The following is a 20,303-nucleotide window of genomic DNA, read 5'->3' as shown; positions in this document are numbered from 1 at the left end:
GCATCGAGAGTGACAGCGCACCGGGTATGCCGCCTTGTCCCAGCGGCACGAATCTCACCTTCCTACTTGTGTCCGCGACACAAGCCGCGAGAGGCTGGACAGGTGCTCGCCGTCACCGACCTCGTGGCCACCCTCGGTGGCCTCCTCGCCCTCGGCGTGGAGCGTGACGGCGCCGAGGTCGACGACCTCACCATCGCCGAACCGGGTCAGGGGATCGTGGGTCAGCCCGGTGACCTCGTGCTGGGGGTGGGCGTGGAGTCGGCGGAGGCCGCAGCCGACCTCGTGCGCCGTGCTGCGTCGGCCGGCGCAGGAGGTGTGGTGCTGCGACGGAGCATCGCCCGCCGACGCACCGTCCGCGACCGGGCCCGGCGCAGCGGGATCGCCCTGGTGGAGCTCGCCGAGCAGGCGTCCTGGGCCCACCTCGTCTGGCTGCTGCGCGGGGTCATCGACCGGGCGGCGGTCGGACCCGGGAGGCGCGACGACGCACCCGTGCAGGACGACCTGTTCGCCCTTGCCGACGCCGCCGCTGCACTGGTCGACGCCCCCGTCACGATCGAGGACGCCCAGTCGCGGGTGCTTGCCTACTCCTCGCGCCAGGACCTCGCGGACCCCGCCCGGGTGTCGACCATCGTCGGCCGCCGGGTGCCGGACGAGGTGCTCGCGACCCTGCGTGCCCAAGGCGTGTTCCGGCGGCTGGCCCGGTCGGCGGACCCTGTCTACGTCCCGGCCTCCGGAGGCACGAAACCTCGGCTGGTCATCCCCGTGCGCGCCGGCGGCGAGTGGTTGGGCTCCATCTGGGCCGTGGTGGAGGAGCGCCCGCCCGCAGCCCTCGTCAGCGAGCTGGTCCAGACCTCCTCGGTGGTCGCACTGCACCTCCTGCGCCTGCGCGCCCAGGCAGACCTCTCACGTCGCGTGGCGGCGGACCGCCTGCGCGGTGTCCTGTCCGGCAACGTCGCCGGCGCGGAGGACTGGCTGCCCCCCGGCCCGTGGCGGGTCGTCGCCCTCGGGGGCGAGGGCGACCCCGTCCGCCTGCTCGACCTGTGGGAGTCGGTCTGTCGTCGGCACGCGTGGAACCAGCCGCTGCTCGCCGACCTCGACGGGCGTGGGTATGCCGTGGTCCGAGACACCGAGGACGGCTCCCCGGGTACCTGGGTCTGGCTGAGCTCCGTGGTCGCCCAGGCGCGCGACGAGGCGGTGGCGCTGACGGCGCGAGCGGGCCGCACGGCATACGGGCCGGGGGAGCTGGAGCGCTCGCGAGGCGAGGCGCAGGAGACCGACCGTGTCGTAGGGCTGCGCGGCTCGGGCGGGCGGGGCGGTGGCGTGGGTGCGGACGACTCCGTGGTGGCGCACGAGGAGGTGTGGGCCGAGGTCACCGTGGCGCGGGCCGCGAGCACCCTGACGGGGGATCTCCTCGGACCACTGGCGGCGCTCCGCGACCACGACACCGAGCACCACAGCGACCATCTGCGCACCCTCGCCGCCTGGCTCGACCACCCCGGGTCACCGACCGCGGCGGCGCGGTCGATCCACGTGCACCCCAACACGATGCGCTACCGGATGGCCCGCATCGCCGACCTCGCCGGGCTCGACCTGGAGGACGCCACGGTCCGGCTCGCGACCCGCCTGCAGCTGGCCGCGCTGATGGGTGCCGGCAAGCTGGCGGCGCCTCAGTCCACCCAGTAGTTGTCGTGGTACCGCATGAACTCGTCGCGCTCCTGCTCGGTCATCGTCTCGCCGGCGGCGACGCGGGCCAGTCCCTCGAAGTAGCCCTCCCGAGGCGCGCCCGGAGCGAAGTGCAACAGCATCGACGCCGGCCCTGACTCGTTCCGGAAGCCGTGCAGGCCGCCCGGTGGGACGTGCGCGTAGTCGCCTGCCCGGGTGACGTTCCAGCGGGCTCCGTCGAAGATGCTGACCTCGCCGGACAGGATGTAGAACGACTCGGCGATGGTCTTGTGGAAATGCGAGTCCGGGCCGCTCGGCGGACCCGCGAACTCCCAGCGGTAGAGGCCGAAGAGCCGTCCGGTCGAGTCGCCGGTCGACAGGTAGTGGACCCGGTTTCCGTTGGGGTAGATGACATCTGGCGTCGCGTCGTTCAGTCGGATGGTCGCGCTGACCTCGCCGGTGCTGCCGTCGTACAGGGGCGGTGGATAGCTCATGCCAGCATCCTGCCCCGTCGTCATGGCGGACGCAGGTCAGACGGTGACGGGGGTGGGGAGGCGGTGCAGCGCGTCGACGAGGGGAGCCAGCTCTGGAGTCCCCTCGGCCTGGCGGAGGGCCTGCTCGAGCACGCGGTCATGGGTCGGCCGGGCCGCGTCACGCAGCGCGACGCCGGCTGGGGTGAGCTCGGTGTAGATGCCGCGCCGGTCATCGGCACACAGGATGCGCCGGATCAGCTGGCGGTCCTCCAGCCGGTTGACCAGCCGGGTGGTCGCGCTGTTGGACAGGGCGGCGGCCCTGGCCAGCTGCGACATCCGCATGTGCCAGCCGTCCTGGCGCGACAACGCGTCGAGCACGGTGAACTCCACGACGGACAGGTCGTGGGAGCTGGTCAGCTCACGCTCGAGGGAGGACTCGATCAGCCCGTGCAGCGCGGCGAGGGTCCGCCAGCCCTGGGCGCGGATCTCGACGGCGTCGTCTGCGATTCCCATGGACCGATCATAGCCCGCACATGCAACAATCCGCGCCTGCAACTAAGTCGATGCCCCGCAACACGGCCGTTGCTCGACAAAACGGGGTCTGTGGGACCCGTTTCCCCGAGCAACCACCGTTTTGCGGCGGCGCATCGGGGCTGAGCGGCGACGGGGCTCAGCGCTGGTGGAGGGCCCCCAGCAGGGCGGCGTACTGGGCCAGGACCTCGGCGCCGCGGCCGTCGGATGGTGGGTCCAGGGTCGTCTCTGTCCGCACCTCCCACGAGGGCGGCTCCGGTGCGCCGCCGAGGACCCACGCGGCCTGCCGGGCGGCGCCGAGCCCGACGTACTCACCCGGCGCGGGGATGGCGACCGGCACGCCGAACAGGCCGGGTGCCACCGCACGCACGGCTTCCGAGGCGGAGGCCCCGCCGATGAGCAGCACCCGCCGGACCGCGATGCCGAGGTTGCGCAGGTCGTCGACCCCCGCGACGAGGTTGGCGAGCATCCCCTCGACCGCGGCCCGGGCGAGGTTCTGCGGGGTCGTGTTGGCGCGAGTCATGCCGCCGAGCGTGCCCGTGGCCTCGGGTAGGTTGGGCGTGCGCTCCCCGTCGAGGTAGGGCAGGAGGGTCAGCCCGCCTGCGCCGGGCTCGGCGCTCAGGGCCAGCCGGTCCAGGCCGGCCAGGTCAGTGCCCAGGAGCTGGGCTGCCGCTGTCAGGACCCGGGCGGCGTTGAGCGTGCACATCAGGGGGAGGTGCCCTCCCGAGGCGCTGGCGAAACCGGCCACGTCGCCGCGGGGGTCCTTGACCGGGGTGGGGCAGTCGGCGAACACGGCGCCACTCGTGCCCAACGACACCACCACGTCCCCGGGACGCAACCCGAGGCCCAGGGCGGCGCCGGCGTTGTCACCCGTGCCCGGTCCGACGACCACGCCAGCCTCCGTGGTGCCGGCTGCCTCGGACGGCCCGAGCACGCGGGGCGTGCCGAACTCGCGTCCGAAGGCGAGCCGCTGGAGGTCAGGCAGGTAGACCCCCTCGGCCGGCGAGAAGTACCCCGTTCCAGAGGCATCGCCGCGGTCCGTCACGTGAGCGTCGAAAGCGTTGCCCTGCTTGAGGATCTGACCGGTCAGCCAGTCGTGGGGCAGGACCACCCGGGCGACGCGGGCGGCGTTCTGCGGCTCGTGCTCGGCCAGCCACCGGACCTTGGTGACGGTGAAGCTCGGCACAGGCACCGACCCCGTGCGTTCCACCCACGCGGCCGCCCCCAGCTCCTCGACCAGGTCCCGTGAGGCCTGTGCCGAGCGGGTGTCGTTCCACAGGAGCGCGTCGCGCACGACCTCGTCGGACTCGTCCAAGGCGCACATGCCGTGCTGCTGGCCGCCCACCGAGATGGCGGCCACGTCGTCGAGCAGCCCGTTGGCCGTCGCCGTCCCGAACGCCTCCCACCAGCGGTCGGGGTGGACCTCTGTGCCCTCGGGGTGTGGTGCGCGGCCGCTCCGCACGATCTCGCCGGTCGCGGCATCACAGACCACGACCTTGGTCGACTGCGTGGACGAGTCGACCCCGGCGACGAGGGTGCGTGGGGCGTCGGGCATGGGTTCCTCCGGTCGATGGTGCTGCGTCCGCTGGGTCGATGATGCTGTGTCCGCAGGGTCAGAGCTGCGGGGTGATGACGGACTTGATCGCACCGGGGGTGTCACGGGCCGCGGTCAGCGCAGCCGCCGTCTCGGCCAGCGGGAACCGACCGGTCACGAGCCGCTCCAGGTCGACCCGGCCCGAGGCCGCCAGGGCGATCGCGGTCGGCCACGTCCCGGCATAGCGGAAGGTGCCCGTGACGACGAGCTCGCGTTCCTGGACGACGGACAGGGGCAGGGGCAGCTCGTCGCCACCCATCCCGACCAGCACCGCCCGTCCGGCCGGAGCCAGTGCGCGGATGCCCTCCCCGGTTGCGCCGGGGTGCCCCGAGCACTCGAGGAGCACCTCGGGACCCGGCCGACCGGCATACCCGGCGGTGATGCTCTGGTCGCCGGAGGCGATCGTGCGCGTCGCGCCGAGGTCGATCGCCACGAGCAGCCGTTGCTCGTTGAGGTCGGCGACGACGATCTCGCTGGCACCGCAGGCCCGGGCCACCTGGACGCACACCAGGCCGATCGGTCCGGCACCGGTGACCAGCACCCGCGAACCCGGGCCGACCCCACCCTTGCGGCAGGCCCAGACCCCGACCGAGAGGGGTTCGAGCAGCGCCGCGGCCTCGTCGCTCACCGAGTCGGGGACCGCGTGGGCGAAGGCGTGGTGGATCGTCACGAGCTCGGCGAGCGACCCGTCGACCGGGGGCGTGGCGTGGAACCGCATGTCAGGACACAGGTTGTAGCGCCCGCCCAGGCACTGCTCGCAGGCGCGACACGGGACCCCGGGCTCGATCGAGACGCGCTGGCCCACCCGGGCGCTGTCCACGTCGTGGCCGACGGCTTCGATGACCCCCGACGCCTCGTGGCCGAGGACCAGTGGCGACTCCAGGACGAAGCGTCCGATCCGGCCGTGGTCGAAGTAGTGCGTGTCGGAGCCGCAGACGCCGACGGCGTGCACCCGGACCAGGACCTCGTCGGCGGCAGGGGTGGGTGTGGGCCGCTCGACCACCTCCACGTCGCCGGGCCGGTTCAGCACTGCGACGCGCATCGGCTCACCCTTCTCCGGCGCCTGCCGTGGCGCTCCAGGCCTCCAGCGTCGCCCGTGCCCCCAGGGTGTGCAACCGGTCCAGGGCGTGGAGGTATGCCGCGGCGAACCGTTCGTCGTCGGCCAGGTCACCGAACAGGTCGCGGTCGCGCAGGAAGGCGAGCGGGTCGTCCTGCCGCCTGGCCGCCGCGACCATCACGCGTTCCCTGAGACGGTCGACCACCTCGATGGGTTTGCCCTGCTCGTCGACGCCTTCGGCATAGCGAGCCCAGGAGGCCACCACCAGCGCGGACAGCTCGATCTCACCGCCGCTGCGCAGGTTGGCGTTGATGACCGGCACCAGCCACTTGGGGATGCGGTCGCTGGACTCGGCGCACAGCCGGGCGAGGGTGTCTCGCACCTCTGGGTTGGCGAACCGTTCGACGAGCTGGTGGCGGTAGGCGTCGAGGTCGACCCCGGGCACCCCGGGAAGCGTGGGGCTGCCCTCGCGCTCCATGTAGGACAACAGGAACGACGCGAACAGCGGGTCCTGGCACACCTCGTGGGCGTAGCGATAGCCGGAGAGGTAGCCGAGGTAGCACAGCGCCTGGTGGCTGGCGTTGAGCAGCCGCAGCTTCATCAGCTCGTAGGGCACGACGTCGTCGACCATCTGGACGCCGGCCTCCTCGAACGGCGGACGGCCCTGCCCGAAGCGGTCCTCCAGCACCCACTGGGTGAACGGTTCGCACACCACCGGCCAGGCGTCGGCGACGCCGAAGTCCTCCGCCAGCCGCTCGATGTCCTGCGCGGCCGTCACCGGCGTGATCCGGTCGACCATGCAGTTGGGGAAGTCCACCTCGGCCTCCATCCAGTCCGCGAGCGCTGGGTCCTTGAGCCGGGCGAAGGCACAGATCATCCGCCTGGCGACGTCGCCGTTGTCGGGCAGGTTGTCGCAGCTCATCACGGTGAACGGCGCGCGCCCCTCGCTGCGCCGGCGGGCCAACCCTGCCGTGATGAACCCGAAAACCGTTGCGGGAGAACCCCCGCCGGCAAAGTCGGCAGCCAGGTCGGCCTGGATCGACGGGTCCGACGCATCGAAGTCGCCGGTCGTCTGGTTGACGAGGTAGCCACCCTCGGTGATGGTCAGCGAGACGATCCGGGTCTGGTCGTCGGCGAGCCGGTCGACCACGGCCTTGGGGTCGTCGGGCGCGAACATCACGTCGACGACGGAGCCGATCACGCGCGGCTCGCGGTGGCCATCCGGGTGCTTCACGATGAGCGTGAAGAGCCCGTCCTGGGCCCGCAGGGTTTCGATGATCCTGCGGTCGTGGGGCAGCACGCCGATGCCGCAGAGCCCCCACTCGAGGGCCAAGCCTTTGTTCATCAGCGCATCGAGGTACATCGCCTCGTGGGCGCGGTGGAAGCCGCCCACGCCGAAGTGCACGATGCTCGCGGTGACCTTCGAGCGGTCGTATGCCGGCCGGCCCACCTCCTCTCCCAGCTCACCGACGGTGTTCTGGGACAGTGCTTTGGGGGAGGTGGCGACCGGAGCGGATTCCGTCACTTCACCGCGCCCATCGACAGGCCCTGCACCAGCTTGTCCTGGGCCGCGAACCCGGCGGCGAGGACGGGCAGGGACACGACGAAGGACGCAGCGCACACCTTGGCGAGGAACAGGCCTTGGCTGGTCACGAAGCCAGTCAAGAACACCGGCGCCGTTCCCGCCACCGTGCTGGTCAGGACCCGGGCGAGAAGCAGCTCGTTCCAGCTGAAGATGAAGCAGATCAGTGCGGCCGAGGCGATGCCCGGCATCACGACGGGGGCGACGATGTCCTTGAGCGTCCTGGTCAGGCTCGCCCCGTCGACCGAGGCGGCCTCGAGCATCTCGACGGGCACCTCCGCGAGGAACGAGCGCAGCATCCACACCGCGATCGGGAGGTTCATCGAGGTGTACAGCAGGATCAGCCACCAGATGTTGTCGAGCAGCCCGACCTTCTGCGCGAACAGGTACAGCGGCAGGATGCCGGCCACGATCGGGAGCATCTTGGTCGACAGGAAGAAGAACAGGACGTCGGTCCACTTCTTCACCGGACGGATCGACAGCGCGTAGGCCGCGGGGAACGCGAGCAGCAGCACGAGGATGGTGGACAGGACGCTGGCAGTCAGCGAGTTGAGCAACGGTGGCCAGGGGCCGGCGTCGAAGAAGGAGCGGTACCCGTCGAGCGAGAGGGGGGCGAAGAAGTCGGGTGGGTTCTTGGCCGCGTCGTTCTCGTTGTGCAGGGACGTGAGGACCATCCACAGCACGGGCAGTGCGAACAGGATGCCCACGATCCACGCAGCGGCCGACAGGATCACGCCGCTGCGTGGAGGCTTGGCGTGGTTGATCTCCTGCGTTGGGGTGGTGGTGGCGCTCATCAGGAATCCTCCCGGAACAGGCTGAACGCGGTCCGCAACGCGGCGGTCGCGATGATGATCGTGCCGATGACCACGACGACGCCGGCAGCCGACGCACGGCCGTAGTCCTGCGCCGTGTAGAAGGTCTGGTAGATGAAGTACGGCAGGTTGGCCGTGCCGAGGCCGCCGGACGTGATCGTGAAGACGTGGTCGAAGTTCTGCACCACGTAGATCGCCCCCAGCAGGCCGGACAGCTCGATGTACTGGCGCAGGTGGGGAAGCGTCATGGACCTGAAGATCTGCCAGCCGCTGGCTCCGTCGATGCGGGCGGCCTCGACGACGTCGAGCGGTCGGCTCTGGAGTCCTGCCAGCAGGATCAGCATCATGAACGGCGTCCACTGCCACACCAGCGCGGCGATGATGGCGGCCAGGGGGTTGTTGGTGATCCAGTCCGGCTGCGGGGCGCTGTCCCCGAAGAGCGTCTTGAGCAGTCCGTTGAACAGGCCGTACTCGGGGTTGTAGAGCGCGTGCTTCCACAGCAGGGCCGCAGCCACGGGAACGATGAGGAAGGGCGTGATCATCATCGTGCGCACCACGCCCTGCCCGCGGAACTTGCGGTCGAGCAGCAGGGCGATGCCCAGGCCCAGCACCAGGCAGATCAGGACGACCGAGACGGTCAGCAGGATGGTGACCCACACCGCCTTGCGGGTGTTGGTGTCGGTGAACACCCTGGCGAAGTTGTCCACGCCGGCGAAGCCGCGCTCGTCGGGGTAGTAGGCGTTCCAGTTCATGAACGAGATGACGATCGTCGCGACGAAGGGCAGCTGGGTCATCAGGATCGTGAAGATGAGCGCTGGCAGCAGGGGCGCCCTGCGGGCCCAGTCGCCCGAGCGCTGGAGTGCCTTGCTCGGTGCCGACGGCCCGGTGCCGGTCGCGGTTCTGGCGGCGGTCGTGGACGACATCACTGCCCCCTTGCCTGGTAGCGCTCGGCGACGTCTTCGGCGAGCTGCTGGCCCCGTTTCAACGCGTCGTCCACCGACGTCTTGCCGGCGATCGCCGAGCTGACGTCCTGGCTGACCTGGGTCCCGAGATCGGGGAACTCGGGGATGTCGACGAACTGGATCCCGATCGCGGGCCGGGGTTGCACTCCGGGGTTCTCCGGGTCGGCGGCCTCGATGGCCGCCCTGGTCGGGTCTGCGAAGGCCGAGGCGACCTTGAGGTACGCGGGGTTCTGGTAGGTCGAGGCACGCTTGCCGGCCGGGACGCTGGTCCAGCCGACCTTGCTGCCCACGAGGTTCTCGTACTTCTTCCCGCTGGCCCAGGAGATGAACTTCCAGGCGTTGTCCTTCTTCGCGCTGGCCTGCTGGATCGACCAGGACCACGCGTAGAGCCAGCCGGAGGAGTCGGTCTTCACCACGGGAGCGGGGGCGTAGCCGAACTTGCCCTTGTTGGGGGAGTCGTCCGCCTCGAGCGATCCTGCGGCAGACGTGGCGTCGTACCACATGGCCACGTTGCCCTGGACGAGGTTGTTGAGGCACTCGGTGAAGCCGGCCTGGGGTGCGCCCTTCTCGCCGTGGGCCCGCACGAGGTCGACGTAGAAGCGCACGGCCTCCTTGAACTCGGGCGCGTCGACCCCGGGGGTCCAGTCCTTGTCGAACCAGGTGCCACCGAAGGTGTTGACGACCGTCGTCAGCGGAGCGAACAGCTGTCCCCACCCGGGCTGGCCGCGCAGGCAGATCCCCTTCATGCCGGGCTCGGCCCCGTCGACCTTGGCCGCGATGTCGGCGACCTCCTGCCAGGTGGGCTTGGCGGGCATCGTGATGCCCTTCGCAGCGAGGACGTCCTTGCGGTACATGAGGAAGGAGGACTCCCCGTAGAACGGCTCGCCGTAGACCTTGCCCTCGCTGGAGAGCGAGGTGGTCATCGACTTGAGGATGTCGGCCTGGTCGAACTCGGTGTCCGACGCAAGGTAGGAGTCGAGCGGGGCGATCCACTTCGCCTTGGCATAGATGGGGATCTCGAAGTTGCTCAACGACGCCACGTCGTACTGGCCGGCCTGGCTGGAGAACTCCTGGCTGATCTTGTCCCGCACGTCGTTCTCGGGCAGCACCGTGAAGTTGACCCGGATGCCGGTCTCCTTGGTGAAGTTGTCGGCCGTCAGCTTCTGCAGGTCGACCATCTGGGGGTTGTTGACCATGAGGACGTTGATGCTGTCCGCGCCACCGCCTCCTACGCCGCCACCGCCCCACCCGGCACAGGCCGACAGGCTGAGCGCCAGGCCGGTCGCCCCCGCGACCAGCGGGGCCCTGGAGTTTCGACTTCGCACGCGTCCTCCTCCGTCGCCATTGACGGCGTCAGTTTGACTGGTGCTCATATGAGCGACACAATGCCCAAACGAGTAAGACGAGTAAATCCTCGCAACGCGAACCTGTCAACGGCAAGGATGTGCACGTGATCGACGACGGCCCCGCCGAGCTGGTGATGCTGGCTGCCGTGGCGCGTCGGCACTACCTGCAGAACCAGTCGAAGGTCGAGATCGCCGACGAGCTGGGGATCAGCCGGTTCAAGGTCGCCCGGATGCTGGAGGCCGCACGCGAGCGCGGGCTCGTCCGCATCGAGATCGTCCGCCAGGGCTCCCTCGACGTCGACGCCTCCGCGCGGCTCCAGGAGCGCTTCGGCCTGGCCCACGCCGTGGTCGTTGACACGGCCGACGCCGACACGGGGGCGGTCCGACACCTGCTGGGCCGCGCCGCCGCAGACCTGCTCTCGGAGGTCCTGGTGGACGGCGACGTCCTCGGGCTGCCGTGGTCGCGCAGCGTGCATGCCGTGGTCGCAGCACTGACGAGTCTCCCGCGCGTGGAGGTGGTCCAGCTGACCGGAGCGATCGCCCTGCCCGACTTCGACAGCAGCGCCGTGGACATCGTCCGCCGGGCCGCCCGGCTCTCCGGTGGCAAGGCCCATGTCTTCTATGCCCCCTTTGTCCTCGACACCAAATCCAGCGCCGACGCACTGCGTCGTCAGCCGGCGGTGGTGGACGGCCTGGCGAGGGCGTCGGTCGTGACCAAGGCCGTCGTCGGCATCGGAGCCTGGGAGCGCGGCGAGTCGACGATCCACGACCTGCTCGACGACGCGGAGCAGCGCGACCTCGCCAGCCGGGGAGTCATCGGAGAGCTGGCCGGGATCTTCTTCGACAGGAACGGAAAAGCGTTGCGGCCCAAGGTCGCTGCGCGTCTGATCACCATGGATCCCGACGACCTCGCCAGGGTGCCTGAGGTCATTGCGGTCGTCGCCGGAGCCTCCAAGGCGAAGGCAGTCAGAGCAGCTCTCGACGGCGGTCTGGTCCAGGGCCTGGTCGTCGACGCGACGCTCGCAGACGTGCTGCTCGCGAGCTGACGGACCCGCGGGTTTGGCGGGTCGGTAATCGGGTAGAAGGCATCTAATCCGACCAACGACGCGAACGGCACCTCTTGCGCTAATCGTCAGGTGCTGGCATGGTCGATCTCGGATGTAAGCGCTTTCAACGACGAGAGGCAGACCTGTGGCGACCGGTTCGACACCCACGAGCGGGACGACGATCTACTCCGTCGCCGAGCTTGCCGGTGTCTCGATCGCCTCGGTCTCCCGAGTCCTGCAGGGCTCCACCGCCGTGTCGGAGAAGACCCGCCAACGGGTCCTCGAGGCGGCCGACGAGCTCAAGTACGTCCCTCTCGCCGCCGCCCGCAGCCTCGCCGTGCGCCACCACGAAGCCCACGGCCTGGTCCTCCCCGAACTCTCGGGCCCCTACTACTCCGAGCTCCTGATGGGCTTCGAGTCTCGGGCGGCCGAACTCGGGCAGAGCGTCGTGCTGATGCTGGCGGAGGGCAAGGTCGACCTTGCCCGATCCGTCCGCAACCTGGCAACGCGCGTCGACGGACTGGCCATGCTGGGTTCGGCGGCCATCCCCGAGAGCACCGTGACGGCGTTGCACGGCTCCAAGCCCGTCGTCCTCATTGCCGGTGACCCGCGCCCAGACATCGACACGGTCACCTCCGAGAACTCCGGGAGTGCCGCGGAGATCACCAGCCACGTGCTGGCTCACGGTCGCCAGCAGCTCCTCTTCGCCGGCGACCCGGCCTCCGGCCCGGACGTGCGAGACCGGTATGCCGGCTTCGTCGCCGCCCACGAGGCGGCTCGCCGCGTTGCCGCCGAGCCATTGCGGATTTCCTTGCGGGAGAGCGACGGCACCGCCCTGGCCGACCGACTGTTGTCCGGAGAGCTGTCGGCTGACGCGCTCGTCTGTGCGAACGACGAGCTCGCCCTGGCCGTGATGAAGCGACTGCGTGAGGGCGGCAAGGCCGTTCCCGACGACCTCGCGGTGGTCGGCTGGGACGACGTCATGACTGCTCGCTACGTCGAGCCCGGCCTGACCACCGTGCGTCAGCCGGTCCGTGAGCTCGGCGCCCTCGCCGCCGAACGACTCCACCAGCGCATCACCGGTGCACCGGTCGGAGACGCGCCTCGGGTCATCCCGACCAGCGTGGTCATCCGATCGTCCTGCGGCTGCTCGCCCGGAGCCGCGCCCAGCTGAGCCAGCCGGGCGGCATACCTCCACGCCTCCCCCCGAAGCACAACTGCCGTTAGTCCCGTCCCCCGATGAAAGAGAGAAACCCGATGAGACGCACCTCCGCCATGGCGGTCGCGACGATTGCCGCCGCAGCGCTCACCCTGACGGCCTGCGGTCGTGATGACTCAGGCTCGACCGCAAGCGAGACAGGCAAGGACGTCAGCTCAGGCAAGGCCACCGGCACCATCACCGTGTGGGCGATGGGCGCAGAGGGCGAGAAGCTCCCCGCGCTCGCCAAGGAGTTCGAGACCGCCAACCCGGGCGCCAAGGTCAACGTCACGGCGATCCCGTGGGACGCGGCCTACCAGAAGTTCACCACCGCGATCACGGCCGGCACCACGCCGGACGCCGCGATGGTGGGCACCACGTGGATGGGTGAGTTCGCCGGCAACGACGCGCTCGACCCGACTCCGCCGGCGATCGACAAGTCCGTCTTCTTCGAGGGCGCCCAGAAGACGACCGAGGTCGGAGGCACGTCCTTCGGCGTCCCGTGGTACGTCGAGACGCGCCTCGTCTACTACCGCAAGGACCTCGCCAAGAAGGCCGGCTTCGACACCCCGCCCAAGGACTGGGAGGGCCTGAAGGCGATGGCCAAGGCGATGCAGACCAAGGCCGGTGCCAAGTACGGCATGGGCTTCCAGGCCGGCGGTGTCGGCTCCTGGCAGTCGATCATGCCGTTCGGCTGGTCCAACGACGCCGACCTCACCAAGGACGGCGGCAAGGCCTACAACTTCGACAGCCCCGAGGTGCTCGAGGCCGTGAAGTACTACCAGAGCTACTTCACCGACGGGATCTCGGACAAGGCGGCTCCGGCCACCCCGACGACCGAGCCCGACTTCGCCAGCGGCAAGGTGCCCATGTTCATCTCGGGCCCGTGGATGATGTCCGCGGTCGAGAAGGCCGGCGGCGCCGGCTTCAAGGACAAGTACGACGTCATGCCGATCCCGGCCAAGACCAAGTCGTCGTCCTTCGTCGGTGGCTCTGACCTCGTGGTGTTCAAGAAGTCCAAGCAGCGCGACACCGCCTGGAAGTTCATCCAGTGGCTGAGCGACCCGAAGACCCAGGTCAAGTGGTACCAGTCCTCCACCGACCTCCCGGCGGTCAAGTCCGCCTGGCAGGACCCCGCCCTCACCGCTGACACCAAGCTGGCCGTGTTCGGCCAGCAGCTCGAGACGGCTCAGGCACCGCCGAGCTTCCCCACCTGGGAGCAGGTCGTCGCCAGCTTCGACACCGAGATGGAGAAGGTCACCAAGAAGGGTGCGGACCCCGCTGCGGCCCTCAAGACCGTGCAGCAGCAGGCTGACTCGATCGGCACCGGCCAGTAGTCATGGCCACCACCACCGAGGTGACCCCGCGCGGGGAGACGGGCAACACCAGCCCGTCCCCCCGCCGGGGAGGCGCCGGGGGGAGCGCCCCGCGTGAAGGGCGGGCGGCCTGGATGCTCGCACTGCCGTTCTGCCTGCTCTTCCTGGTCTTCACCGCGTGGCCCGTGCTCCAGTCGCTCTTCATGAGCTTCACGGACACCAAGTCCCGCGACCTGCGGAGCCCCTTCTCGGTCAACATCGTGGGCCTCGACAACTTCACCAAGGCCTTCTCCGATCCGGTCTTCCGCAAGGCGGCCCTCAACACCGCCTACTTCGTCGTCATCGGTATGCCGCTCACCATGGGCATCGCGCTGGCGGCGGCGATCGCGCTGGACAAGGGCATCACCCGGTTCCGGTCGGCCTTCCGCCTGGGCTTCTACACGCCGGTGATCACCTCGATCGTTGCCGTGGCCGTCGTCTGGCGGTTCCTGCTCCAGGAGGAGTTCGGGCTCATCAACACCGTGCTCGGCTGGGTCGGCATCACCGGCCCCAACTGGCTCGGCGACCCGAACTGGTCGATGCCCGGTCTGATCCTGATGGCGGCGTGGCGCAACTTCGGCACCGCCATGATCATCTTCCTGGCCGGCCTGCAGGGCGTCCCGTGGGTGCTCCACGAGGCCGCCCAGATCGACGGGGCCGGCGCGTGGCAGCGATTCCGGCACATCACGCTGCCGACGCTGCGACCGACCCTGCTCTTCGTGTCGGTCACCACCTCGATCGGCTACCTGCAGTTCTTCGAGGAGCCGTTCGTCATGACCAACGGCGGTCCGCTCAACAGCACCATTTCGATGTCCATGTACACCTACAAGCAGTTCGGCTTCGGCAACTACGGCTACGCGGCCTCGATGAGCTACATCATCTTCATCGTCATCGCGATCGTGGCCGCCATCCAGTTCCGCCTGCTGCGTGACAACACGTGAGGTCGTCATGAGTGCACAGTCCCGCGGCCGCTGGTGGCTCTACGCCCTGCTGACCGTTCTCCTGATCGCCGTCATCGCGCCGTTCATCTGGATGATCCTGGGCAGCTTCAAGACCCAGGGCGAGCTGCTCCAGAGCCCGCCGACCTGGTGGCCGCAGTCGGCGACGCTGGACAACTACACGCAGCTGTTCTCCCGGCTCAACTTCAAGCAGTACTTCTACAACTCGACGGTCGTCGCGGTCGCCGTGACAGCGGGCAACCTGCTGTTCTGCTCCATGCTCGGCTACGCCCTGGCGATGCTCAACTTCAAGGGCAAGAAGGCGCTGTTCGGGGTGGTCATGGCCACGCTCATGATCCCGGGCGTCGTGACGTTCGTGCCGTTGTTCGTCCTCGTGGCCAACATCGGCCTGATCGACAGCCTCCCGGGCCTGATCCTTCCGTTCCTGGTGACGCCGTTCGGTGTCTTCCTCATGCGGCAGTTCTTCCTCGGGCTGCCGCGGGACCTGCTCGACGCGGGCCGGGTCGACGGTGCGGGGGAGCTGCGCATCTTCCGCCAGATCTTCCTGCCCCTGGCCGGGCCCGCCCTGGCCACGTTGGGGATCCTCACGTTCCTCGGCAGCTGGAACAACTTCCTCTGGCCGTTGGTCGTGGCCCAGCAGGAGCAGCACTACACGCTGCCGGTGGCCCTCGCGCTGTACTCCACCGGCCAGAACTCCACCCAGTACGGGCTCCTTCTCGCCGGCGCCACCGTCGTCGTGCTGCCCGTCCTGATCGTCTTCCTCGTCTTCCAGCGTCGCTTCATCGAAGGAATCGCGACCACCGGAATCAAGTAACCGCCGTCACCGGTGGGTCGTGCCCACCGGCACCCGCAGCCGCACCCGCAGCACTCGACGGCACCTGGCAACACAAGGAACCAACCCCGATTGGAGCCTCACCCATGGCCAGCACCTCCTCCCTCATCCTGCCCAGCCCCTCGCGCCGACAGCTGCTCGTCGGAGCCACCGCCGTGGCAGCAGCGGGCCTCACAGCCACGCGCGCCTCGGCGAGCGCCGCGGCGGCACCTGCCATGGCGCCTGCCGCGGCACCCGCCGCACCGGCTTTCATCCCGTCACGCACCTCGTTGGCCGCGGACCCCGTTCGCGTCCGCACCTGGGCGGCCGACACCTGGCACAGCCTGGTCGCGATGACCGACGAGAAGACGGGCCTGCCGGCGGACAACATCCCGGAGTCCCTTGGCGCAACTGATCGGTCGGGCTACACGTCGCCGACGAACATCGCTGGCTACCTGTGGTCCGCCGTCGTCGCGCGCGAGCTCGGCATCATCTCGAAGGCCGAGTGCAGCAAGCGCCTCATCCAGACCCTGACCACGGTGCTGCGCCTGAAGCACCACGATCCCAGCGGTCAGTTCTACAACTGGTACGACGAGGCCACCGGTGACGTCATCACCACCTGGCCGACCGACGGCAACCGCGTCTACCCGTTCTGCTCCTCGGTCGACAACGGCTGGCTGGGTGCGGCGCTGCGCGTGGTCATGTCGGCCGACAAGGGCGCCGCACCCCTGGCCCGACGGATCTTCGGCCGGATGCGCTGGGACATGTACTACGACACGAACGCCTCGCGGAAGCCCGGGCTCATCTACGGCGGCTTCTACCCGGGTACGCCGCCCGATACGACCAACTTCGCCCTCGGCAACACCATCGGCGTCGGACCGGACGTCTGGTACACGAAGAACCACCACTACGACACGACTGTCTCCGAGACGCGCATCACGAGCTACCTCGGCATCATCACCGGACAGATCCCGGCCTCGCAGTACTTCGCGATGTTCCGGACCTTCGACGCGAACTGCGGCTGGAACTGGCAGGAGATGCAGCCTGTCGGGCAGACCCGCACCTACCTGGGCGTCGACGTCTTCGAGGGCGCCTACACCTACCGGGGCATGCACATCGTGCCGGGCTGGGGCGGCAGCATGTTCGAGGAGCTCATGCCGGACGTGTTCGTGCCCGAGTCGAGCTGGGCGCCGCGTTCCTGGGGTCTGAACCACCCGCTCCACGTGCGCGCACAGCGGGAGCACGGGCTCATCGAGGCGGACTACGGCTACTGGGGCTTCTCCCCGTCGAGCAACCCCGAGGGCGGCTACCGCGAGTACGGCGTGGACGTGCTCGGTCTCAAGCCCGATGGCTACTTCTCCGACCAGGAGAACACCGACGTCAAGCTGGCGTACGACGGGTGCCGCGACGCGCTCAACCCCACCCCGACCTTCGGCGACGGCGTCGTGACCCCGCACGCGGCGTTCCTCGCGATGATGCACGAGCCCGACCACGCTTTCACGAACCTCGCGAAGATCCAGGACGAGCTGAAGGCCTATGGCAAGGGCGGCTTCTTCGATGCCGTGGCCGTGCGGTCGGGGACGATCGCTCGCCGCTACCTTGCCCTCGACCAGGCCATGGTCATGGGTGCGATCGGAAATGTCTTGGGTGACAACGTGATTCGTCGGGCCTTCAGCACCCCGGACGTCGAGCGGGCACTGCGTCCGGTCATCGGTATGGAAGAGTTCGGCGCCGGCATCGCGTAGCCCCCCGGGCACCACAGCCACGACACCCAGCCACGATTGAGAGGACCCCATGCACCCGGTCAGGAAGACCAGCCCCGAGGGAGTCGAGTACCGCGACCTCAACGGGAACGACCGCATGGATCCGTTCGAGGACCCCCGACTGACCGTCGAGGAGCGGGTCGCCGACCTCGTGCCCCGACTCTCCCTGGAGGAGAAGGTCGGCCTGATGTTCCAGACCGTCATCGAGGCGGGCGCCGACGGCACCGTCAAGGAGGCCCCGGGCGACATCAGCAAGTCGGGCACCTCCGACGTGGTGCTCCGCAAGCACCTCACGCATTTCAACGTGCACGCCCTCGACGACGCCCGCATGGCCGCCCGCTGGCACAACGCCCTCCAGGCCATCGCCGAACGGTCACCGCACGGCATACCGGTCACGATCTCCACGGATCCTCGGCACGCGTTCATCGAGAACGCCGGTGCGTCGTTCGCCGCCAAGGCGTTCTCGCAGTGGCCCGAGTCCCTGGGGCTGGCGGCCCTTCGCGACCCGGCGCTCGTGCGTGAGTTCGGTGACATCGCGCGCCAGGAGTACTGCGCCGTCGGGATCCGCGCCGCCCTGCACCCCACTCTCGACCTCGCCACCGAGCCGCGGTGGGCCCGCCAGTCGGGCACGTTCGGCCAGGACCCCGACCTCGTGACAGAGCTGGCCGCGGCGTATCTCCAAGGTTTCCAACAGGATTCGCTCGGACCCGGCAGCGTCGCCTGCACGAGCAAGCACTTCCCCGGTGGAGGTCCGCAGAAGGACGGCGAGGACGCGCACTTCCCCTACGGCCGCGAACAGGTCTATCCCGGCGATCGGTTTGCCGACCACCTCAAGCCGTTCCCACCGATCATCGCGGCGGGGACCGCGGCGATCATGCCCTACTACGGGATGCCCATCGCCCTCGAGGTCGACGGAGAGAAGATCGAGGAGGTCGGCTTCGGCTTCAACAAGCAGATCATCACCGGGCTGCTGCGCGGCACGCTCGGCTACGACGGAGTCGTCGTCACCGACTGGGAGCTCGTCAACGACAACCACGTGGCTGACCAGGTGCTGCCCGCGCGGGCCTGGGGGGTCGAGCACCTCGACCCGGCGGGCCGGATGGAGCTGATCATCGAGGCCGGGTCGGACCAGTTCGGCGGCGAGGAGTGTGTCGAGCTGCTGCTCGACCTCGTCGCCGAGGGTCGGGTGGCCGAGTCACGCATCGACGAGTCGGTGCGCCGCCTGTTGGCCGTGAAGTTCCGGCTCGGACTGTTCGACGACCCGTTCGTCGACGAGGACGCTGCCGCAGAGACGGTGGGGCGCAAGGACTTCCGCGATGCGGGGTATGCCGCGCAGGCACGGTCGGTGACCATCCTCCAGAACGGCGCGGAGCGGCATACCCCTGTGTTGCCGTTCGCCCGGGGGCAGCGCGTCTATGCCGAGAACATGTCACCCGAGGCCGTCGCGCTGCTCGGCGAGCAGGTCGACCGGCCCGAGGACGCCGACATCGCGCTGGTGCGGCTGATGGCGCCGTTCGACCCGAGGTCCGACCTGTTCCTGGAGTCGTGGTTCCACCAGGGTTCCCTCGACTTCCCGCCCGGCCTGGTGTCGCGGCTGGCCCGGATCGCCGCCCACTGCCCGTTGGTCGTCGACGTGGTCCTGGACCGACCCGCCGTCCTCACGCCGCTGCTGCCCCTGGCCAGTGCGCTGGTCGGCAGCTACGGCACGAGCGACGAAGCCCTCGTCGATGCGCTGACGGGAATCGTCGCGCCGGTCGGCCGGCTCCCGTTCGACCTGCCGCGCTCGATGGAACAGGTGCGCCGACACGGCGAGGACGTCCCCGGCTACGACGATCCGTTGTTCGCCTTCGGACATGGCCTGTCGGTGATCCCTACCGTTTGACCGCCTCACCCTTTATGTTTAGGCCGTGAATCCATCCCAGGCGGCCCCGGGCTCTCAGGCGTCCCTGCGTGAAGCCAACCGGCTGCGTGTCCTGGAGGCTCTTCGGGATCAGGGCGCGATGACCCAGGTGGAGATCGCGGGATTCACCGGACTCAGCCCCGCGACCGTCTCCAACATGGTCAAGGAGCTGGACACCTCTGGGGCGGTCGAGCTCGAGCCGAGCATCAGGAACGGTCGCCGGGCCGTGCTCGTCTCCCTGGCGACCGGCAGCACCCTCATCGCCGGCATCGCCTTCGGCGACCGCGACGTGCGGGTCGCGCTCGGCACCGGCCCCCGCGACATCATCGGCCGGCAGCGGATGCCGCTGCCCGCCGACCATGCAGCCGACGAGGGGATGGACCGCGCCTCACGGCTGCTGCTGGACCTGGTGGAGAAGGCCGGCAAGACGATGGCCGACGTGCGTGCCGTGGGTGTGGGCATCCCGGCACCGGTGGACTCCGTGTCGGGCCAGGTCGGCAGCGAGAGCATCCTGCCCGGGTGGCGCGGAGTGGCTGTGGCCCGCGAGATGGAGGGACGCATCCAGGCACCCGTGGCCGTGGACAACACCTCCAACCTGGCGGCCCTCGGCGAACTCAGATGCGGTGTGCTGCAGGGAGTTCAGCACGCCGTCTACATCAAGCTCTCCTATGGGGTGGGGGCCGGCCTGATCCTCGACGGAGACGTGTTCCGCGGGGCGGCCGGGACCGCAGGCGAGATCGGCCACTTGACCATCGACGAGAACGGCCCGGTGTGCCGTTGCGGCAACCGCGGCTGCCTCGAGACCTACATCGGCGCGCGCGGGCTGCTCGACGCGCTCGCCTCCTCGCACGGACCGCTGAGCCTGCGCGATGTCATCACCCGCGCCCTCGACGGCGACCCCGGGTGCCGGCGCGTGCTCGAGGACGCGGGACGCCACCTCGGCGTGGCCGTCGCGGGCCTGGTCAACCTGCTCAACCCCGAGGTCGTCGTGCTCGGCGGCCAGCTGTCGAAGGTGGGCTCGATCATCATCAGCCCGATGCGTGCCTCGCTCGAACGCTGCGCCATCCCGAGCGCCGCGGCGTCGGTCGTCGTCCGTGAGGGTGAGCTCGACACGGATGCCGACGTGGTGGGCGCGCTGGTCTGCGCCGCCGCCCTCCTGCCGGCCAGCGAAGCCGTTTTGGCCACTGCAGCGTCCATTTCTTGAATTCAACTCTTGACGTCAAGGGCGGTCAGCGATTAACTCAGGGAACGC

Annotated in this window: 17 protein-coding genes; 9 read left to right on the top strand and 8 right to left on the bottom strand. The window is 69.4% G+C overall.

The window, feature by feature from the left end; translation table 11 throughout:
* Nucleotides 1–102 precede the first annotated feature (102 nt).
* On the top strand, nt 103–1,683 hold the full coding sequence (locus AC1DYG_RS04725; protein WP_477638737.1) for a PucR family transcriptional regulator: 1,581 nt from the start codon (nt 103–105) through the stop codon (nt 1,681–1,683).
* Here the strand turns inward: AC1DYG_RS04725 and AC1DYG_RS04720 are convergent.
* From AC1DYG_RS04720 to AC1DYG_RS04685, 8 genes are all read right to left on the bottom strand, one after another.
* Nucleotides 1,668–2,156: a cupin domain-containing protein gene (locus AC1DYG_RS04720; protein WP_477638736.1), complete on the bottom strand. Its 489-nt coding sequence runs from the start codon at nt 2,154–2,156 to the stop codon at nt 1,668–1,670. The genes AC1DYG_RS04725 and AC1DYG_RS04720 overlap by 16 nt on opposite strands.
* 36 nt (nt 2,157–2,192) lie before the next feature.
* Complete coding sequence (locus AC1DYG_RS04715) at nt 2,193–2,648, bottom strand: MarR family winged helix-turn-helix transcriptional regulator (RefSeq protein ID WP_477638735.1); 456 nt, start codon at nt 2,646–2,648, stop codon at nt 2,193–2,195.
* Between the two features lie 157 nt (nt 2,649–2,805).
* Nucleotides 2,806–4,221: a xylulokinase gene (locus tag AC1DYG_RS04710; protein ID WP_477638734.1), complete on the bottom strand. Its 1,416-nt coding sequence runs from the start codon at nt 4,219–4,221 to the stop codon at nt 2,806–2,808.
* A gap of 58 nt (nt 4,222–4,279) precedes the next feature.
* Nucleotides 4,280–5,302, bottom strand: coding sequence for an NAD(P)-dependent alcohol dehydrogenase (locus AC1DYG_RS04705; RefSeq protein ID WP_477638733.1), 1,023 nt, complete (start codon nt 5,300–5,302; stop codon nt 4,280–4,282).
* Nucleotides 5,303–5,306: 4 nt separating this feature from the next.
* Entirely contained in the window at nt 5,307–6,842 is a 1,536-nt protein-coding gene (locus tag AC1DYG_RS04700; protein WP_477638732.1) for a mannitol dehydrogenase family protein, read from the bottom strand.
* Nucleotides 6,839–7,693 (bottom strand): carbohydrate ABC transporter permease, encoded by an 855-nt coding sequence (locus AC1DYG_RS04695; protein ID WP_477638731.1) that lies wholly within the window; start codon nt 7,691–7,693, stop codon nt 6,839–6,841. Before AC1DYG_RS04695 ends, AC1DYG_RS04700 begins: the two co-directional genes overlap by 4 nt.
* A complete protein-coding gene (locus AC1DYG_RS04690) occupies nt 7,693–8,634 on the bottom strand; it encodes a carbohydrate ABC transporter permease (RefSeq protein WP_477638730.1) in 942 nt (313 codons plus the stop codon). The genes AC1DYG_RS04695 and AC1DYG_RS04690 overlap by 1 nt, the downstream gene beginning before the upstream one ends.
* Nucleotides 8,634–9,998: an ABC transporter substrate-binding protein gene (locus AC1DYG_RS04685; protein WP_477638729.1), complete on the bottom strand. Its 1,365-nt coding sequence runs from the start codon at nt 9,996–9,998 to the stop codon at nt 8,634–8,636. The genes AC1DYG_RS04690 and AC1DYG_RS04685 overlap by 1 nt, the downstream gene beginning before the upstream one ends.
* 125 nt (nt 9,999–10,123) lie before the next feature.
* Between AC1DYG_RS04685 and AC1DYG_RS04680 the strand changes: the two genes are divergently transcribed.
* The 8 genes from AC1DYG_RS04680 to AC1DYG_RS04645 all read left to right on the top strand — a co-directional run bounded on the left by AC1DYG_RS04680 (nt 10,124) and on the right by AC1DYG_RS04645 (nt 20,255).
* Entirely contained in the window at nt 10,124–11,065 is a 942-nt protein-coding gene (locus tag AC1DYG_RS04680; RefSeq protein WP_477638728.1) for a sugar-binding transcriptional regulator, read from the top strand.
* Nucleotides 11,066–11,210: 145 nt separating this feature from the next.
* Nucleotides 11,211–12,239, top strand: a complete 1,029-nt coding sequence (locus tag AC1DYG_RS04675) for a LacI family DNA-binding transcriptional regulator (RefSeq protein WP_477638727.1) — start codon at nt 11,211–11,213, stop codon at nt 12,237–12,239.
* An 83-nt stretch (nt 12,240–12,322) separates the two neighbouring features.
* Nucleotides 12,323–13,600 (top strand): sugar ABC transporter substrate-binding protein, encoded by a 1,278-nt coding sequence (locus AC1DYG_RS04670; RefSeq protein ID WP_477638726.1) that lies wholly within the window; start codon nt 12,323–12,325, stop codon nt 13,598–13,600.
* A 2-nt stretch (nt 13,601–13,602) separates the two neighbouring features.
* Nucleotides 13,603–14,559 carry a carbohydrate ABC transporter permease gene (locus tag AC1DYG_RS04665; protein ID WP_477638725.1) on the top strand — a complete coding sequence of 319 codons (957 nt, stop codon included), beginning with the start codon at nt 13,603–13,605 and terminating at the stop codon, nt 14,557–14,559.
* 7 nt (nt 14,560–14,566) lie between these two features.
* Nucleotides 14,567–15,391, top strand: a complete 825-nt coding sequence (locus AC1DYG_RS04660) for a carbohydrate ABC transporter permease (protein ID WP_477638724.1) — start codon at nt 14,567–14,569, stop codon at nt 15,389–15,391.
* Between the two features lie 104 nt (nt 15,392–15,495).
* A complete protein-coding gene (locus AC1DYG_RS04655) occupies nt 15,496–17,133 on the top strand; it encodes a glucoamylase family protein (RefSeq protein WP_477638723.1) in 1,638 nt (545 codons plus the stop codon).
* 49 nt (nt 17,134–17,182) lie between these two features.
* Nucleotides 17,183–19,033 (top strand): glycoside hydrolase family 3 protein, encoded by a 1,851-nt coding sequence (locus tag AC1DYG_RS04650; protein WP_477638722.1) that lies wholly within the window; start codon nt 17,183–17,185, stop codon nt 19,031–19,033.
* 25 nt (nt 19,034–19,058) lie between these two features.
* On the top strand, nt 19,059–20,255 hold the full coding sequence (locus tag AC1DYG_RS04645) for an ROK family transcriptional regulator (protein WP_477638721.1): 1,197 nt from the start codon (nt 19,059–19,061) through the stop codon (nt 20,253–20,255).
* Nucleotides 20,256–20,303 lie beyond the last annotated feature (48 nt).

It is taken from the genome of Pedococcus sp. P1_H8, from assembly GCF_056405175.1.
Note: the sequence above shows the minus strand (reverse complement) of the source record. Positions and strands in the feature narration are given on the sequence as shown.

Bases quoted from the DNA above. Each gene is read 5' to 3' on its own strand.
- AC1DYG_RS04720 (WP_477638736.1), bottom strand. From the start codon at position 2,156: ATGAGCTATCCACCGCCCCTGTACGACGGCAGCACCGGCGAGGTCAGC.
- AC1DYG_RS04715 (WP_477638735.1), bottom strand. From the start codon at position 2,648: ATGGGAATCGCAGACGACGCCGTCGAGATCCGCGCCCAGGGCTGGCGG.
- AC1DYG_RS04710 (WP_477638734.1), bottom strand. From the start codon at position 4,221: ATGCCCGACGCCCCACGCACCCTCGTCGCCGGGGTCGACTCGTCCACG.
- AC1DYG_RS04705 (WP_477638733.1), bottom strand. From the start codon at position 5,302: ATGCGCGTCGCAGTGCTGAACCGGCCCGGCGACGTGGAGGTGGTCGAG.
- AC1DYG_RS04695 (WP_477638731.1), bottom strand. From the start codon at position 7,693: ATGAGCGCCACCACCACCCCAACGCAGGAGATCAACCACGCCAAGCCT.
- AC1DYG_RS04690 (WP_477638730.1), bottom strand. From the start codon at position 8,634: ATGTCGTCCACGACCGCCGCCAGAACCGCGACCGGCACCGGGCCGTCG.
- AC1DYG_RS04670 (WP_477638726.1), top strand. From the start codon at position 12,323: ATGAGACGCACCTCCGCCATGGCGGTCGCGACGATTGCCGCCGCAGCG.
- AC1DYG_RS04665 (WP_477638725.1), top strand. From the start codon at position 13,603: ATGGCCACCACCACCGAGGTGACCCCGCGCGGGGAGACGGGCAACACC.
- AC1DYG_RS04660 (WP_477638724.1), top strand. From the start codon at position 14,567: ATGAGTGCACAGTCCCGCGGCCGCTGGTGGCTCTACGCCCTGCTGACC.
- AC1DYG_RS04655 (WP_477638723.1), top strand. From the start codon at position 15,496: ATGGCCAGCACCTCCTCCCTCATCCTGCCCAGCCCCTCGCGCCGACAG.
- AC1DYG_RS04650 (WP_477638722.1), top strand. From the start codon at position 17,183: ATGCACCCGGTCAGGAAGACCAGCCCCGAGGGAGTCGAGTACCGCGAC.